Raw genomic sequence first — 15,719 nt, forward strand, 5'->3', positions numbered from 1 at the left:
CTCGGGTGTTATAGGCGCGATAGAGCTCCTCTCGCAGTGCAGTATTGTCACAATAGGTCAGCACCGGCAGATAGCTGGGGATATCCAGCGTCAGCAGCCAGCCTTCCTGCTCGCGGGCCTGTGCTTTGGCGCGAGCGGCGGCAAGCGCGCTTTCGGGCATGCCGGCCAGCTCTTGTTCATCGGTTATCAACTTGCTCCAGCCCATGGTCGCGTCCAGCACATTGTTACTGTAGGTCGAACCCAGCTCCGAAAGACGGGTGACAATCTGCCCGTAGCACTGCTGTTTTTCCGATGGCAGCCCGATACCGGACAATTCAAAATCGCGCAACGCGTTATCCACCGCTTTTTTCTGCGCTACGCTCAACTTTACGTAATACTGGCCGTCACGCAGATTCCGATAGGCTTGATACAAACTCTTATGTTGCCCCACCCAGGTGCTGTATTCAGACAGCAGTGGCAGGCTTTGTTCATAAGCTTCGCGCAGTTCCTGACTGTTCTTCACCGCGTTCAAATGGGCCACCGGAGACCAAATCCGGCTCAAACGGTCATCTGCATCCGCCAGTGGCTGGCAGAGATTTTCCCACGTGAACGGGTCGGGCTGCGCCACAACCTCCTCAATGGTTTTGCGGCAGTGCTCGAGCACGGCTTTCACCGCCGGCAGGACATGCTCAGGACGGATAGCGGCAAAAGGGGGCAATAAAAACGAGGTCAGTAACGGATTAGTCATAGCACAGTCCTGATGTTCGTGAAGAGATAATAGGATTAACATGATGCTAACTATAGCGAAAATCAATATTGAGAAAAGAGGATCGACCGCCGAGCGGAGCGATTTGTCACTTTCCCTCTGCCGCGCGTCTGATTCCAAACGTGGTTAAGCATCATTTTCCAGCATTTATTGCGGATTAGCGATTAATTTATCTATTTATTATAAATAAATTATTTATTATTAGCATTAAAATACGCATCACGTATTATCTGAGGACGGGTACCATCATGCTAACTGCCTTTAATCGAATGTTAGGCAAGCCGGATCTGGGGAAATTGCTGCTACGGTTTACCCTTAGCACCATGATGTTGTTTCACGGTATACACAAGTTCTTATTCGAGATCAATGGCATTATCGGAATAATTCAGGCCCACGGTATGCCTGCCATTACTACCTATGGTGTGTTCATGGGAGAAACAATTGTGCCATTTATGTTTATTTTCGGCATTCTGGTGCGACACCCGCCGCGCTGATTTTCGCCTTCACCATGTTGTTTACCTAGCTGATTACCGAGCCCGGCATTATTTTTACCCTAAAAAATGTTGACGCCTGGAGGAAGGCTGGAAAATATCGCTGTTTATCTTTAATTGCATTGCCGGGCTGACCATCGCGCTTCTGGGCTGTGGCCGCTATAGCATGATGCGAAATCCCGCCTGACAATAAAAATTATTGCTCATAAACCTGGTGCTACAAGGGCGCGGCGCGGCCAGGCCGTAAGGCGAGAGACGGGGATAACGGCAAAACAGAATAAAAGACGCCGCGACGCGGATCCGTTGGCGTTACTGCCGCCCGGTAAATGATGTCTCGGTCAAGTATCCGAAGCCGGATGCAGCGTACCCAGCTCATGGAAATAAAGCTCTCCCTATTTAGGTACTGTGAAAGGGCCCAGCAGAAAAAATTACTTTCCACGGTGCTTAGTTCAGCGCCGGCGTCGCGCAAAAAGACCACCACCAGCGGTGAACTATCAGGAATGATCAAATATATCGGTATGCCGCACAGCTGGCCTAGTTTTACCAGGTCTTTTCTCATATTGCCGCCGGAGGCGGCCAGCAGTTTTAGTGGTTCGCGGCTAAAATCATGAAGATTTATCTCCTCACAGAACATATCGAATGCCGCGCGATTTACCGAACCGAATAAATAGATTGACAAATCTGTGTATTTCGCCAAAATTCGGGCGCCTCCCTCGGGGCGGGGCTAGGAACCGGTTGTAATGGCGTACTACCCAATGCCTACCTAATAAGGAGATTAATGCCGGAAACAGGCTCAGTGCGCGAGCAGGGGATATCCCGGCGGTGCTTTGAGAAAATTGAACAATTCAAAATTCATGTGCTTTCCTTTGGCTACGCGGACTAGGCGAAAATGACTAACTCATTCATAATTGTATGAACTGGCAATTTAACAGCTGCTATGGTTTATAAGATACTAAAATTAATTACTTATTTATTTATAATCGTCTTTTTTAGCACCTGTGCAATCAGCAAAACGGTTAGGAGACAGAGTGTATGTTTGAACTTTTCGAAGCAATCGGCCTGGGCTTGATGGTGCCGCTGCCGCTGGTGAACCCGCTCACTACCACCGTGGCTCTATTTCATAGCCTCAATAAAATATAACTGTGGATGAGCGCAATCATCAGGTACGGGCTATCGTCGGTCGTCCATGTGTTCGCCATTATGATAGTCGCCTTTATGTCGGGACGCTATGTGATGAATACCTTCAGGATTTCTATTCCGGGGCTGCTAATTGCGGGTGGGCTTATCGTCTTATTTATCGGTTTTCGCATGTTGTTTCCCGAACAGACCGATGATGATTCCGACATCGCCGAAAGCAAGACGCGCGGGATGCAGCATAAAACCACCAATATAGCCTTTGTCCCGCTGGTGATGTTGAGCACAGCAAGGACCGGGTATTTATCGCCATGATTATCAGTTTGGTATCTTACCGTTAACGAGGATGTCTATTTTCGCGCACTCGATCACCGCACTGGCGCCGGTGCTGGTTTTTCTGACTATCAGTCTGATTGTCTGGATCGCGCTGCACAGTTCAGGCACCATTATGCATGTGTTCAGCGCCAGCGGTATCGAAGCAAGTTCACGACTGATGGGATTTTTTCTGGTGTTTACGAGCGTTCAGTTTGTTATTAATAGCGTACCAGAGATCATTGCCGATTATCATGCCTGATGACTGTAGCGGTGAACGACGTAGAAGCTGGCGCCTGATAAGCGCCAAACAGCTCAGAGCAGTGCTGGCTACCCACCTACCCACAATCACCCATAACGAGTGCAATAACCGCCGCACTGCTCACGCGTCTTAATACCTGCCGGCGTGCCAGCTATTACGCATCAGACCTACATCGAGTCACTATTTTCTGTTTCACCTCCGCCATCAGCCAATAAAACAGGCCAGCTGCCAACAGCGAATTCACTGACGGGATCCCCAGATGAAAATGAAGCCAACCAGACTGCCACTCAGCCAGGCCAAGACGCCCGGCCAAACGATCATAGGCGTTTACGCCGCATCTGGCAGCGTGTAGCGCTCGGGCATGGCATCTAGCAGAGTGCGATGGGTACGCAGCACGTAATAATCCACCATTATAATGCCGGCGATCGGCGGGAACAGCACGCCGAGCAAAATGAGAAAGTCGATAAAATGACTAATGATACTCACAACCGAAAGCATCGTGCCGGTAAACCCAGCAGCATCAGCTAGTGGTAGCGCCATTTGAGGTGGCTCAGTCCCGTCCAACACCGTCCGCCAGGCCTAGGCTTACGGAGTATAAGTTGACGTCATTCACTTTAATGGCGGAGAGTATCACGGTAACTAAAACGAATTCATCCGGTGCTATGGGTTGATAACCACATCCGCCGTTCCGAACGTGTGGGAGACGATGATGGACATACAATTTATTATTTTAAATATATAATATATGAAGTAATTATAAACAAAACGTGGATCCTATTTTTAAGCGGCTGATACCAGGAGAAATTAACGCGCCGACAATGCATCCGCCTGCAACCATCGTTGCCCCTTCCTTGACTTAACGGTATCACCAGGCCATTTGGTTGGCCATTAAAAAAATTAATCACATCCGGAGCCGGTGACAATATTATATAAGATATACAGCACTACACTATCCCCATTTCCAGGCCGACGATTTCCGATATCAGGCTGCTGAGTACCGTCGTTAACATGGCCTACCCGAAAGTCATGCTGTGGCCGAACTTTTCGCCAACCATAAATTGCGACAAAGACTTCATCATCCCCATTCGCAACAAAGTGGCATTTAACAGACTCACCCGCGAATTTGTCGGCACCAGATTATAGGTATAGTCATTTTTATTAATCTCTCATTCCATGCATAATACTCCTCCCTATTATTGACTACCGCCTTGTTTCCTATAGCAGTCTAATATCACATACATATATTATTATCTGAATCGACGATAAGATCATAATGAAACACATTAATGATTAATTAAAATCCTGTAAAATACTCAATATTTATATAAAAATAGATAATACCATTTTAAACGCACACGACACTCAACGATCGATATAACTAGGGCGAGCGCATAGCCCTATCAAGCCACCGGCGTCACTTTATCGCAAGCGATTCTCACATCAGGCGTAAAAGAGGGTAACGCACTAGCTTAAGCCCGTCTTATCGCGATGCTGCATGCACTGGGCTGTGGTGCCCAGTAACCGATGCCTAATGCCTGATGCCAAATGACCGATCACTACCCAAGCTACTGAAGGGAGTGACGGCACGCCCTACTGGAATGAAAGGTTCACAATAATACGAGACGTTCGCTGTTATCATAACCCCTCCAATATAAAATAATACTGCCATTAGTCCTCATAAAACTCCTTTTTTTACACACCTTCACGCCCTTTGTTGGGCGCTTTTTGCGCCCACCGGCGGGGCGTTGGCTGCTGAAAATCTTCACTCCCGGCAGGGATCATGATGAGCGTGGGTGCACCTCCCTGCGCTTCATACCATAAGCGCCAAGGCGTCGGAAAGCTTTTAACCCCTTTCACTCTCATCCTGATACAATCGTCCGTCTGACCTAATGTTTAGATGCTGTTCCTTACTTGGAGTGATGTGCGCGGGTCCTTTAAACAAACTGTGGCCGGCAGGCTTGAACTTCGACATCGGTATTAATTTAATATTCATTAAATATCAATTAGAAATAAAAATATGCTCATATATCGCCACAACTTTCACGCCGGCAATCACGCTGATGTACTCAAACATACCGTGCTCAGCCTCATCCTGAGCGCGATGTAAGGAAAAGGAAAAACCCTTCCCTATATTTTGACAGCCATGCCGGCGCGGGCCGGTATTTTCTTTTCGGCGAACAAACCAAGCGCACTGGTAAATTTCTGGAAGGCATCGCCCGGAGGATCTGGCAGGGTGACGATGCCCTCGCTTTACTGGCGACTTATCTGGAGGTGGTCCGTCATTTCAACCGCGCCGGCCAGTTGCGCTATTATCCCGGCTCGCCCCTGCTGGCCCGCTAACTGCTGCAAAGCAAAGATAAATTACATTTAACCGAGCTACACAGCAGCTACTTATCCTCTGTTGCGCAGCGAGTTTCACAAAGATCCTCGGGCATCAGTACTGCTGGCTGACGGTTATCAACAATTGAAGCCCCAACTGCCGCCGGGCCTCCCGGCGCGGCATAGTGCTGATCGATCCGCCTTATTAGTTGAAAACCGATTATCATAACGGGGTTAGCGCGATTCAGGAAGGCTATAAGCGTTTCGCTACCGGCGTCTATGCGCTTTGGTATCCCCAGTAGTGCTGCTGCTGCGTCAGCAGGTAAAGAACACATTGTCGGCGCTGCAGCAAGGTGGCATCCAACATATTTTACAGATTGAACTGGCGGTCCGTCTTGATAGCGACAGGCTCGGCATGACCGCTTCAGGCATGATTATCATTAATCCCCCTGAAAACCGGAACAATAGATGAACGCGTTGCTGCCGTGGCTGCATCAGACGCTGGTTCCTTTCGGCCAGGGTCACGCTTTCGCACGCTGGCTGGTGACGGAGTAAATCAGGCAGCCTATCAAATGGATTAACACAATCTTTGTGACAACGCATGTTTGTACGTTACACTTGTGCCAGCGATTTTGCTGAAGGAAACGCCCGAATGACCCGACATTACGGTTACCTCGCCATTGGCAGTAGCACGTTACATAAATCAATCGCACCGCCCAGTGCAGCCGCAAATGCGCTGATTGTCGAGACGTATTGGTCGACGTCATACAGGCGGAAGGGCCGACATTGCATACCGGCTCAGCTCAGTGCCGTGCTCGGTGACGAAAAACTAGGATGGCAGATTGACCATGACACTGTAAAATGACCATTAATTCACCGTATATACCCTGATTTTGGCCATCGGCCGCGAACAGGCCACGGATAATCTTAATCTGGCAGCGGCAGGGATTAGATAATTGACAGCACGGCCATATCCAGGTAGATAAATACCAAAACCAACATGCCAGGTATTTACGCCGTCGGCTGTCGGAGCAGCTGTTTAACAATAGCCAGAAGAGCATCTGGACTATGCGCTCATACCGACGGTGGTGTTCATCCATCCCCCATTGGCTCCATTAGCTTGACCGAACCTGAAATAATTGAAAGATATGGTGAAAAATATTTTCAAGTATATACGACCTCCTTCGCTTCTGTGTATACAGTGGTCACCTAGCATCGTCAATTCTGTCGAATGAAGCTGGTTTGTGTCGGTCCGCAAGAGAAGATTGTGGGCCTGGCACGGTGTGGGTTTCAGCACGGACAAAATACTGTAGAGTTTCGCGATCGCCATCAAAATAGGCGCTACCTTTGACAATACCGTAGAGATTCACCTGATCGCGGTGGGAAGAGCTGGTGACGATGCGTTAAATCGTTTGCCGCTCCCACACGCGCCAGCGTAGCTGCCCTTGTTCCGCCTCCCTCCCCTTTTCTTCCCACCCGGTTGGCAAGCTTATCTTACCTCCCTGCCGACTCTCTTGTTATCACTTCGCTTTTTTATCGCTAATCGTTTTCTGTCCACCCAATACGCCCAGACTTGGGCGTTGTCACAGCGGAAATTAGACAAAGAGTGATTTCATTATCGCAATCGCACGCCCAAAAGCGGTTAGCGTAGTATGTAGGGGGTGGTGCCACCCTTTTACACTACTACAGCTGAAGGGGTGCCACCTGTGTACACTACAGCTGAGGTAATGAGCTTGCGCGAAAGACGCTGTCGGGATGCAAACCATTCCTTCCGTTATAATTATTTTACTACAGCAATAGCTTATGGGCTGACGTTGAGAGGGAACATGACCGAAAAAACCGCATGCCGACACCGCCCGTGAACCGGATATTACGATCTCGCTGACAACGCTATATGCCGGCAATGAGTCGATTAATAAGGTTGCACACCACTCCGGATGGTTTATCGAAAATATCAGCGCTTATCCGGTGGTGGTGCATATGATCCGCTCCGAGAAACGGTTCAGCGATCTTAATCGGGCAAGTCAGTTCGGCGCGGCTATCACCTATTTTTCGTTCTTTTCTCTGATCCCCATACTGATGATATCGTTTGTCGGCGTCGGTTTTTCTCTGGCGTCAAATCCGGATGGATATCCTCACAGATTTTATTAATAAAATCGGTGACAGTATCAGCGAACAAACGCTGTCTTCCACGCTGAATGATATGGTCCGAACCGCCGTGCAACAGCGCACGACGGTCGGCATAACCGGTTTGCTGATGGTGCCTTAGTCTGAACTGGATGAGAAACCTGCGCGAAGCAATTCGCGCCCAGTTGCGTGACGAATGGGAACACAATCCCGAAGAATAGGAGAAATTTTACCTGAAATACATAACGACCTGGTTTTACCGATAGAGTTGATAGTAGAGCTCATCGTCACGCTGTCTCTGACGTGTCTGTTTTCGCCGGCGCACAGGATTACATTATTCGAGCGATGGGACTCAACACCATCACTTGGTTGCGTTCGGTTATGTATGGTGTTGACGGGTATGACACTTTCGATTCTGGCTAATTTCCTATTACTTTTATGGATATTCTTGGTCGTTCCGCGGCATAAATAACCGCAGAACGGAATAAAACCATTTTTTCACGGGTCGCTGCTAGCGGCATTCGGTTTTGATGTGATTAAAATCATTATGATCATGACGTTACCGCAACTGGCAAAATATCCCTCTAGTTCCTCCTTCGGCTCTGTCATATCGAGCTCATGGCGTTTTTCTATTTCTTTGAGCGTCTCATGCTGTTCTGCGCCGCATGGATAGGCACCGACGATTACGCCCACGGGGACAATAACCGACAGGAAATGGATGTTCCTTCCCCACGATACCGCTGATAATCGCTACGACACTGCCGGTAACCCGGCTTGGCCGCCACCGGGAATTTACCTTCCAGCCGACTGCGGGCAGCCGATGAGTTTAGCACAGTCGCCGCCGTGTAAAAGGAGGTGAGGTACGTCGATAAACACCGTCGCACCCCGTGCCAAGCCACGTCCTAGTAGTCAAAAATAGAGGTCGTCTTGACGTCGACTCCTATCCTGTCGAATATATCGACATTTACTACTAAAATAAAATAATTACCATATAATAATGGTTAAAAATAAGTCTTTTACACCAAATTTTACATAAAAATAACCATAAATAAGCAGTTATATCTGAATGATAACTTTTCTTGAGGGTTTTTACAGAAATTAACTCTGTTACAAGCTATTTTCCCGTGGTTTTTCCTATCAAGACAGCATAGAGAGGAATAATCTGCTAATGGCTATCGGAAATATCTTTTTTGTCAAAATCCAACCATTGAAATGCCTTATTTCTCTGTCTAAGATGCCTATCTTTTCGTAGTTGACCAATAAGAAACAATTATGCAAGCCTCAGCAGCGCCGACTCTGGATTCCGATGCAGCCGTGCCTCTCGTCAATTCGCGGGGCAAGGTGATTATTGCTTCGTTAATCGGCACCAGCATCGAATTCTTCGATTTCTATATCTACGCGACCGCCGCTGTCATTGTTTTTCCCCATATCTTTTTCCCGCAAGGGGATGCCACCGCCGCGAGGCTACAATCGTTTGCTACCTTCGCCATCGCGTTTATCGCCCGGCCGATTGGCTCGGCGCTCTTCGGCCATTTTGGCGATCGCGCCGGCCGCAAAGTAACTCTGGTGGCCTCACTGCTGACCATGGGTATCTCCACGGTGGTGATCGGTCTCCTGCCGGGGTATGAAACCATTGGCATACTGGCCCCCCTGCTGCTGGCGCTGGCCCGTTTCGGCCAGGGTCTTGGTCTGGGAGGTGAGTGGGGTGGCGCGGCGCTGCTGGCGACAGAAAACGCGCCGACGCATAAACGCGCGCTGTATGGCTCCTTCCCGCAGTTGGGAGCCCCCATTGGTTTCTTTTTCGCTAACGGCATGTTCCTACTACTTTCCTTGCTTATGACCGATGAACAGTTCATGATCTGGGGCTGGCGAGTGCCGTTCCTGTTGTCGGTCGTACTGGTAATGATTGGGCTTTATGTGCGCGTCTCACTGCACGAAACGCCGGTTTTCGCCAAAATCGCCAAGGCGAAGGCACAGGTGCGCATGCCCATCGGCATCCTGTTGAAACAGCACCTGAAAGTAACCATTATCGCCACGTTTATCATGGTAGCCACCTACACTTTATTCTATATTATGACGGTGTTTTCCATGACCTATGGAACGACTCCGCTGCCACGCGGTCTAGGTTTCTCGCGCAACTATTTTCTATTGATGCTAATGATTGGCGTCATCGGTTTCGGCCTGACGATACCAGTCGCCGGTCAACTGGCGGATAAGTTCGGCCGCCGGCACACCATGATAACTATTACAGTTTTGATTATGGCCTTTTCACTGGTGTTCCCGTCACTCTTGGGTTCCGGCAATATCTGGGTGGTCATAGCGTTTTTATTGATAGGATTTATGGTGATGGGTCTCACGTTCGGCCCCATGGGCGCGCTATTGCCGGAGTTGTTTTCCACCGAAGTTCGCTATACCGGCGCCTCTTTTTCCTATAATTTGGCCTCAATTATCGGCGCATCGATTGCCCCGTACATTGCCTCCTGGCTCACCGCCAATTATGGGTTATTCTACGTTGGCATTTACCTGGCAGTGATGGCCTGCCTGACATTACTGGCGCTGCTAGCGGCGCATGAAACACGGCACCGAGCGCTGTAAATTGCACGGCTAAGCGGCCCATTTTAGCCGGTAAAATAACGGTAATGGCGGGCTGTCATCCAAGCGGGTGCGGCCGGTTTTTAATGCGGCGTAGAGAACACCAAGAGAGTGACCCATGACGTGGTAACAGGTCAAGTACGTGTTGAAGATGGTAATTATTATTGCGGCGCTCAGCGCCTGGCAATATTACAATACCTCCTCACCGAAGCATCCCGACGCGCTGTGGCGGATCGTGAGCGAATAATGCGTGCCGCACCAATTACATTGGTCGTACAATGAAGTGAATACCGCCGGTTATGTGGTGTTTAATAAGGATTTGGTAGGGCTGCTGCAGTTATTACTGATGTCTACCAAAAAATCAGTGGTATCGAAAGCCAGCGCTTGTTGTTCACCTTGACGCCCAATTTATTTTATCTTGCCTCGCAGGCCAGACATTTTTATTCGAAAGGCGTGCCCAGGCGATCGGCGACCGTTTCAACGATGCGTCCGGGCTGATCAGCGTAATACGCGGCACAGTGCAGTAGCGCTAAAAGGGCGATGCTGGCTTCAATACTTTTCAGCCGGGCGGTGTATTCGCCCGTTAAATCCTGCGGGTTGCCTAACGAGATATCTTCCATGGGTATGGTATGCAGCCACGGCACCCAGCCGCGCTCTTCACGGTGCCGGGACCGGACCACTGCACGCCCAAGTCGCCATTAATCGCAAAGGGACTCTGAAGTTCGGTGAAGACTTTTTTATTAATGGTCTTGTTTGAGGCGGGTTCCAGTCAAAGGTGGCGATAAACAAAGGTGGCGATAAAAATCAAGATCGCTACAATAAGCAGCAGCAGAAACAGCACAATCCTGCTTACCACTTTCTTAGTCCGCGTCATTGTCGATATACTCGTTGAGCTTCCTCGATGCATTAACATAGTTGAGGATTATACTCCTGCCAGATTCAGTAGTAGGAACGGAACGGTATTGCGCTCAAAAAACCAGAGTGCCGCCAGTTGGTTACACAGGATCGGCAACGGTGTGGGACTGAAGACTGTCCACGGCGCCGCTGAGGCTGAAGATGCGCTCGCGCGCTATTCGCGATTAATTAAACGGGCTCCGCCGAGGATTTATACGCGCGGCAGAAAACGCAACGGCGCCGGCGGGAATATCGTGTTCATTTTGCGATTGTGCCAGACGCCAGCGCACCCGCTTGGTTGGCAATCGTCGGGAAAATGGCCGCAATGACGATCCAGGTCATAATAAAATAAAACAACGTTTCAACAGCTATTAACTGTGCCGACCATTCTGTTGAAACTAGGTGCCTATGCTATCATTCTCTTTTTCTGTGATGGGCAACCCAGCAATGACAACCAAAAAAATATCGCTGCATCAGGCGAATGTATGATCGAATTGGCGCAAAAGGGCAGCGACATTAAGCGCGGATTCGGCGGCGATACGTTGAATACCTCGGTGTATCTCTCGCTCCTGGGGCTTCTGCGGCCCGGCTCAAAGTGCATTACGTTACCGAGCTGGACACTGATAGCTTCAGTGACGACATGCTACAGTCTTGGCAATAGGAAGGGGTAGATGCCTCGCTCATCCAGCTCTTGAAAAATCGGCTGCCCGGCCTGTGTTACATTGAGACCGATGCTCGCGGCTAGCGTACCTTCTACTAGCGCAAAAAGGCGGCCGCCCGTTATTGACTGGAAAGCGCATCGTCGGACCATATTTGCCAAACGATGGCGGGCTTTGATTATCACTATTCATGCGATATTAGTATCGCTATCCTACCGCCGCAGAGCTGCGAGCGACTGCTGGCTTTGCTGCGGACCTGTTGCGCCAACGGCGGCAAAATCATTTTTGACAATAATTACCGCTCGCGCCTGTGACAGAGCTAGGGAAAGACGCAGGTGGCCTATTGCGATACTCTCGCCTGTACCGACATTGCCCTCCCTTACCCTTGAAGGCGAGGGTGTGCTATGGGGAAAACAACTTGGAGGACATGGTACTGAATCGCACCCGCTTGCTTGCGCTAGGTGTCAGTAAAATTGCTTTCAAATGAGGCGCCGATGCCTGCCTGGTGTCGGAAGTCAATGTGGAGTTACAGGAAGCACCCGTGGTGAAATTGCCGAATGAGAATATGGTCAACACCGCTGCCGATGGCGACTCTTTCAGCCCCGGCTATCTGGTGGTCCGCCTGACTGGCAGCGGTACAGCCGAGAGCAGCATCGTCGTACCGCTAGCACGGTTATCCAGTACTGCGGCACCATTATACCACGCGACGCGATGTCGGCCCGCCGGGGTTAACGGTGCACGGATACCTTAGGGAGCCGAATAATGGTCCACGATAGGGCTTCATCGCAGGCTCTGGGGCGTGTTATAGTTGGCAGGAAAGGAAAGTAAGGCGCGACGAGATGACCTACCGACCGCGCCGTGACATACCGGTTGATTGTTCCTTCTGCGTCAGGAAGCCGAAGGAATTATCGGTCGCTTCCAGCTTACTCTCGTCTATCAATCGCCGTCAGCGCGCCGGATCTCATAATATGCTCGTAGATTTTCTACAGCACCTCCATATTCACCCACGGCTCGCCGTTCGGCTGCATCAGCACCAGCGTGGCGTTTTACGAAAGCTGAGCACATAATTCCTGATTAAGCATTTGCAGCGATAGCCTACGAGAAACGCACTGCGCAGTTTCTGATGCTATTCCGGCGCGATATCCATCACCTCGTTCTGCTGTAGGCACAGATGCTTGCTCATCAAAACATCAAGTGCTGGTGGGGTCGTAATTGGCGAACAAGGTACTCAGCTCAGCAGTTTCACGCGCCATCAGAGTGTCAAACTCCGATTAGTTTAGGTCATTGTTGCGCACGTTGGCCAGCTCATAGGCGACGAAGGGGTCATCGACGGCGTCAAATTTTCAGCCTGTATATCAATATGAATCGCGTACTGCGTGCGCAGATAGTTCATTTGCAGTCAACCGCGCAGATTTTTATGTCTCTCGCCTTTAGCGCCTGCTGCAAGATGTATATACAGCACTTCGCGGGCTCTAAGTCCCTATACCAATAACGATTCAATGATTATGAGTCGCGGATAGGCTCCACGGATTTGTCCCAAACGAGTTTAAAACTGTCGTAATCGCATTTGTCGCTGAATAGACTAACGGTCTGATGCGGCAGCGGCGACATTGTCGGCACGGTAGCCCTAGCGCATCGCGTTTGCCCTGCGGCGTAGAGAAGGTTTTGACAATCTACTCGTTGAGGGCGCTCCCGTCCCATCCACGTTACCTACCACATACAGCGTAATAGCGTCAGGGTGTATAAGCGTTGATAAAAATGTTGCTCGACATCCACCGGCGATTTCGCCGGCGTTATCCGGCCCATGCGCCAGCAGTTGCTGCCCTTTCAGGTAGTAATGCCACCTGCTATTGCTCATTTTTCCGGCACCGTGGCCACTGGATCCGCGACCACCAGCGCCGCCTGCTACACCGCCGATAGGGTGATAGACAGATGACCGATGATATTCACCATCCATTTAAGCGCTTCTTGAAATAAGAAATCCGACCGACCGTTATAACAAATCCTACCGACCGTTCGGCAAACTGAGGCTGTACAATCTCCTATCATAGGAACCTAGGAGCTCCTATGATAGGAACCTAGGAGACGCGCGTCAGGGGCTGCGGCTGTTGTTCATTTGCGCCCTGCTGTCATAAGGAAGTTATCTGCGCGGTGGTGAAGTTTTCGCCGTGCGTCAGCGCTAGGCAGGCGATAAGACGCAAAAAACCAATCTGCTGGACGTTTTCCGCCAATGAACCGGTTGTATTGACCATCAGCTACAATTCAATACGGTCGTTGGGTCTTTGCGGCGTATTAGGGGACCTGCCAGGCGAAGCCATCGCCGAGTTTTCTCTGCTGCCAGGCGGCATCGGGTTTTAATACTTCGGCCCGTACTCATCCTTCTGACGTCACCAGTAATACACCACATATGAAAAGACGAATTCCGGTGCCCTGTATGTGAACCCCTACTCAATCAATATCAATGAAAAACGTAAATCTCACTTTAACGGTTGACTTGTACTTTGCATCGTTTTTACTTTTCCGCCGAATTCAGATGTCACCCTGTAGCAGAAAATATTACCTTCGGTGGAAGCAGAAGGGCAAAAATGGACGTCAGCTGACCTGGCGTAAGCGACAGGTAATCAGGAGAACGGTAGATTGAGGAAGTGTTGTTCAAAAGCCTACTGCGTTAATGGTTCGGCGAAAAGATAACCCTGGCCGCGATGAATGTGGTGCCCTAGCAGACAGTTACACTGAGCGGTGTTTTCCACCCCTTCAGCGATAACCGGCGGGCGGAACAGGCGGTTTATCAGTGCCGGTACCAGGCATTCGGGCAGAAAATCGCCGTGCAAAACTTGCACGTCATTAGGCAGCACCACATCCGCGCGGCTCAATGCCGCTGCGTTTAAGGGTGACCAGAATCTGTTTCCCTGAGAAATATCGACATTGAGCACCGCTCTGTACAGTGACTGACGAACTGACAAGGCAATTATTTTGTAATTCCTGGGTGTAATCTTCACGGCGCTGCGAAACAAAATGGAAAAGCTGGATCATGATGAATAGGCAAATAGCTATGTAAAGCTAGATACTTTTACCATTTATTTGATCGTTAAGGAACGTCTGATCCGCAAACTTATCTCCATTTCTTGCTGACGGGGAGGCAAACGTGGGCGCCCGCCCTCGCTGGCTACTTACCCGAAAACGCCATCTGGGTAATGCAGCACGATCTATCGTCCGGCCGCATCGATTATCCTGCGTACTAATATAACCGATTTAGCAGCGCATTTTATGCCTAAAAACAGGCGATTCAAGCAAATCTTATGTAATAACGACACCATAATGAAATGGCTTTTACATTATGCCTACTTTGGTTTTCGCCGAAATGATCGATTTTTATAAAGTAATCGTTAAAAATATTGCGATAACTTTACCTATATGCCTGGGTAATAACTTCTCTATAAAGAGTTTTTCCGGTCGTAGAAAATAGGCCCTTTTTTCAAAATGGCGAGTGTTTTGACTATTATTAAATGATCGGGAAAAATATTGCCTTTTAATAAAATTTTATTTAAAAGGCAGCAGCAAACAGCATTTATTACAGGATTCATCAGAGAAAATTATCCTGCATTTACAATAACATGATATATTTTTAAATTCGAGATAGCAGCATGCTAGGTTGTTAGCGTCTCGAAGGTGTAATGACAACTTATCGATATAATATCAGCGCGTTCGATGATTAAGATCGGTAAATAAATGAGACTTGTATTAATCCTATCTTATAGATTTCGTCATTTTTCATACATGCTCATATTATTTTTCCTTATTGAGTATTTTCACTTTCCTCTAACGTCAACATACCGTTACGGTTCTGCCACACGTTATTCCTAAATTGAGGAATAAATAATTATGATGACATTAAACGATTCATATAAAATATGAACATGAAAAATATTAATTATAAAGAAATCTTTGAGAGTAATTCTAGTATTTCCACTTCCAACTGGATAATTATCAAGTAGATCGTTAATGCTGATAAGCTATTCCATCCCTTGGGGAAAGAATATTTTCCCCTGCCACACGGGCCCGGCTTATGGCTCCTCGGTTGTTATAGCCGCTCCTTAACGCGGTGGAAAAAGTTTTGCTGCCGACGGCCGGCGGGCAACTCACGCTCCATCGGGGCGGGATCGGTATTAGATCAGCTGAAGCGG

General features: G+C 49.0%; 8 protein-coding genes and 6 pseudogenes. 7 read left to right on the forward strand and 7 right to left on the reverse strand.

Annotated elements, in window-relative coordinates; all coding sequences use genetic code 11:
• Positions 1-727 (reverse strand): annotated as a pseudogene (locus BG74_RS15595) (oligopeptidase A); the annotation flags it as partial.
• A gap of 266 nt (positions 728-993) precedes the next feature.
• On the opposite strand from BG74_RS15595, the gene BG74_RS15600 reads away from it, so the two are divergent.
• Positions 994-1,239 carry a DoxX family protein gene (locus tag BG74_RS15600; RefSeq protein WP_244267110.1) on the forward strand — a complete coding sequence of 82 codons (246 nt, stop codon included), beginning with the start codon at positions 994-996 and terminating at the stop codon, positions 1,237-1,239.
• A gap of 214 nt (positions 1,240-1,453) precedes the next feature.
• On the opposite strand, the gene BG74_RS01030 is transcribed toward BG74_RS15600, so the two are convergent.
• Positions 1,454-1,870, reverse strand: a complete 417-nt coding sequence (locus BG74_RS01030; protein ID WP_244267111.1) for a hypothetical protein — start codon at positions 1,868-1,870, stop codon at positions 1,454-1,456.
• A gap of 398 nt (positions 1,871-2,268) precedes the next feature.
• Here BG74_RS01030 and BG74_RS01035 point away from each other — a divergent pair.
• Positions 2,269-2,944: pseudogene (locus tag BG74_RS01035) on the forward strand (MarC family NAAT transporter).
• A 327-nt stretch (positions 2,945-3,271) separates the two neighbouring features.
• Here BG74_RS01035 and BG74_RS01040 read toward each other — a convergent pair.
• Positions 3,272-3,511: a cytosine permease gene (locus BG74_RS01040; protein WP_187202465.1), complete on the reverse strand. Its 240-nt coding sequence runs from the start codon at positions 3,509-3,511 to the stop codon at positions 3,272-3,274.
• 1,450 nt (positions 3,512-4,961) lie between these two features.
• On the opposite strand from BG74_RS01040, the pseudogene BG74_RS01045 reads away from it, so the two are divergent.
• The 4 genes and pseudogenes from BG74_RS01045 (at position 4,962) to BG74_RS01060 (ending at position 9,985) form a co-directional block, all read left to right on the forward strand.
• A pseudogene (locus BG74_RS01045) lies at positions 4,962-5,818 on the forward strand (23S rRNA (adenine(2030)-N(6))-methyltransferase RlmJ).
• A gap of 192 nt (positions 5,819-6,010) precedes the next feature.
• Positions 6,011-6,670 (forward strand): annotated as a pseudogene (locus BG74_RS15605) (oxidoreductase dimerization domain-containing protein); the annotation flags it as partial.
• 462 nt (positions 6,671-7,132) lie between these two features.
• A pseudogene (yhjD, locus tag BG74_RS20120) lies at positions 7,133-8,134 on the forward strand (inner membrane protein YhjD).
• A gap of 528 nt (positions 8,135-8,662) precedes the next feature.
• Complete coding sequence (locus tag BG74_RS01060; protein WP_066595894.1) at positions 8,663-9,985, forward strand: MFS transporter; 1,323 nt, start codon at positions 8,663-8,665, stop codon at positions 9,983-9,985.
• 437 nt (positions 9,986-10,422) lie between these two features.
• On the opposite strand, the gene BG74_RS01065 is transcribed toward BG74_RS01060, so the two are convergent.
• Positions 10,423-10,662, reverse strand: a complete 240-nt coding sequence (locus tag BG74_RS01065) for a hypothetical protein (protein WP_066595895.1) — start codon at positions 10,660-10,662, stop codon at positions 10,423-10,425.
• Positions 10,663-11,361: 699 nt separating this feature from the next.
• On the opposite strand from BG74_RS01065, the pseudogene BG74_RS01075 reads away from it, so the two are divergent.
• A pseudogene (locus tag BG74_RS01075) lies at positions 11,362-12,267 on the forward strand (sugar kinase).
• A gap of 895 nt (positions 12,268-13,162) precedes the next feature.
• Here BG74_RS01075 and BG74_RS12140 read toward each other — a convergent pair.
• The 3 genes from BG74_RS12140 to BG74_RS01085 form a co-directional block, all read right to left on the reverse strand.
• Positions 13,163-13,492 (reverse strand): hypothetical protein, encoded by a 330-nt coding sequence (locus tag BG74_RS12140; RefSeq protein ID WP_187202467.1) that lies wholly within the window; start codon positions 13,490-13,492, stop codon positions 13,163-13,165.
• A gap of 172 nt (positions 13,493-13,664) precedes the next feature.
• Entirely contained in the window at positions 13,665-13,787 is a 123-nt protein-coding gene (locus BG74_RS18670) for a hypothetical protein (RefSeq protein WP_256364175.1), read from the reverse strand.
• Between the two features lie 408 nt (positions 13,788-14,195).
• Positions 14,196-14,534, reverse strand: a complete 339-nt coding sequence (locus tag BG74_RS01085) for a hypothetical protein (RefSeq protein WP_256364176.1) — start codon at positions 14,532-14,534, stop codon at positions 14,196-14,198.
• Positions 14,535-15,719: the final 1,185 nt, after the last annotated feature.

Source organism: Sodalis-like endosymbiont of Proechinophthirus fluctus, from assembly GCF_001602625.1.
Classification (GTDB): Bacteria; Pseudomonadota; Gammaproteobacteria; order Enterobacterales; family Enterobacteriaceae.

Coding starts and splice junctions, on each gene's coding strand:
- BG74_RS01060 (WP_066595894.1), top strand. CDS start 8,663: ATGCAAGCCTCAGCAGCGCCGACTCTGGATTCCGATGCAGCCGTGCCT.
- BG74_RS12140 (WP_187202467.1), bottom strand. CDS start 13,492: ATGGATGGTGAATATCATCGGTCATCTGTCTATCACCCTATCGGCGGT.
- BG74_RS18670 (WP_256364175.1), bottom strand. CDS start 13,787: ATGGTCAATACAACCGGTTCATTGGCGGAAAACGTCCAGCAGATTGGT.
- BG74_RS01030 (WP_244267111.1), bottom strand. CDS start 1,870: ATGTTCTGTGAGGAGATAAATCTTCATGATTTTAGCCGCGAACCACTA.
- BG74_RS15600 (WP_244267110.1), top strand. CDS start 994: ATGCTAACTGCCTTTAATCGAATGTTAGGCAAGCCGGATCTGGGGAAA.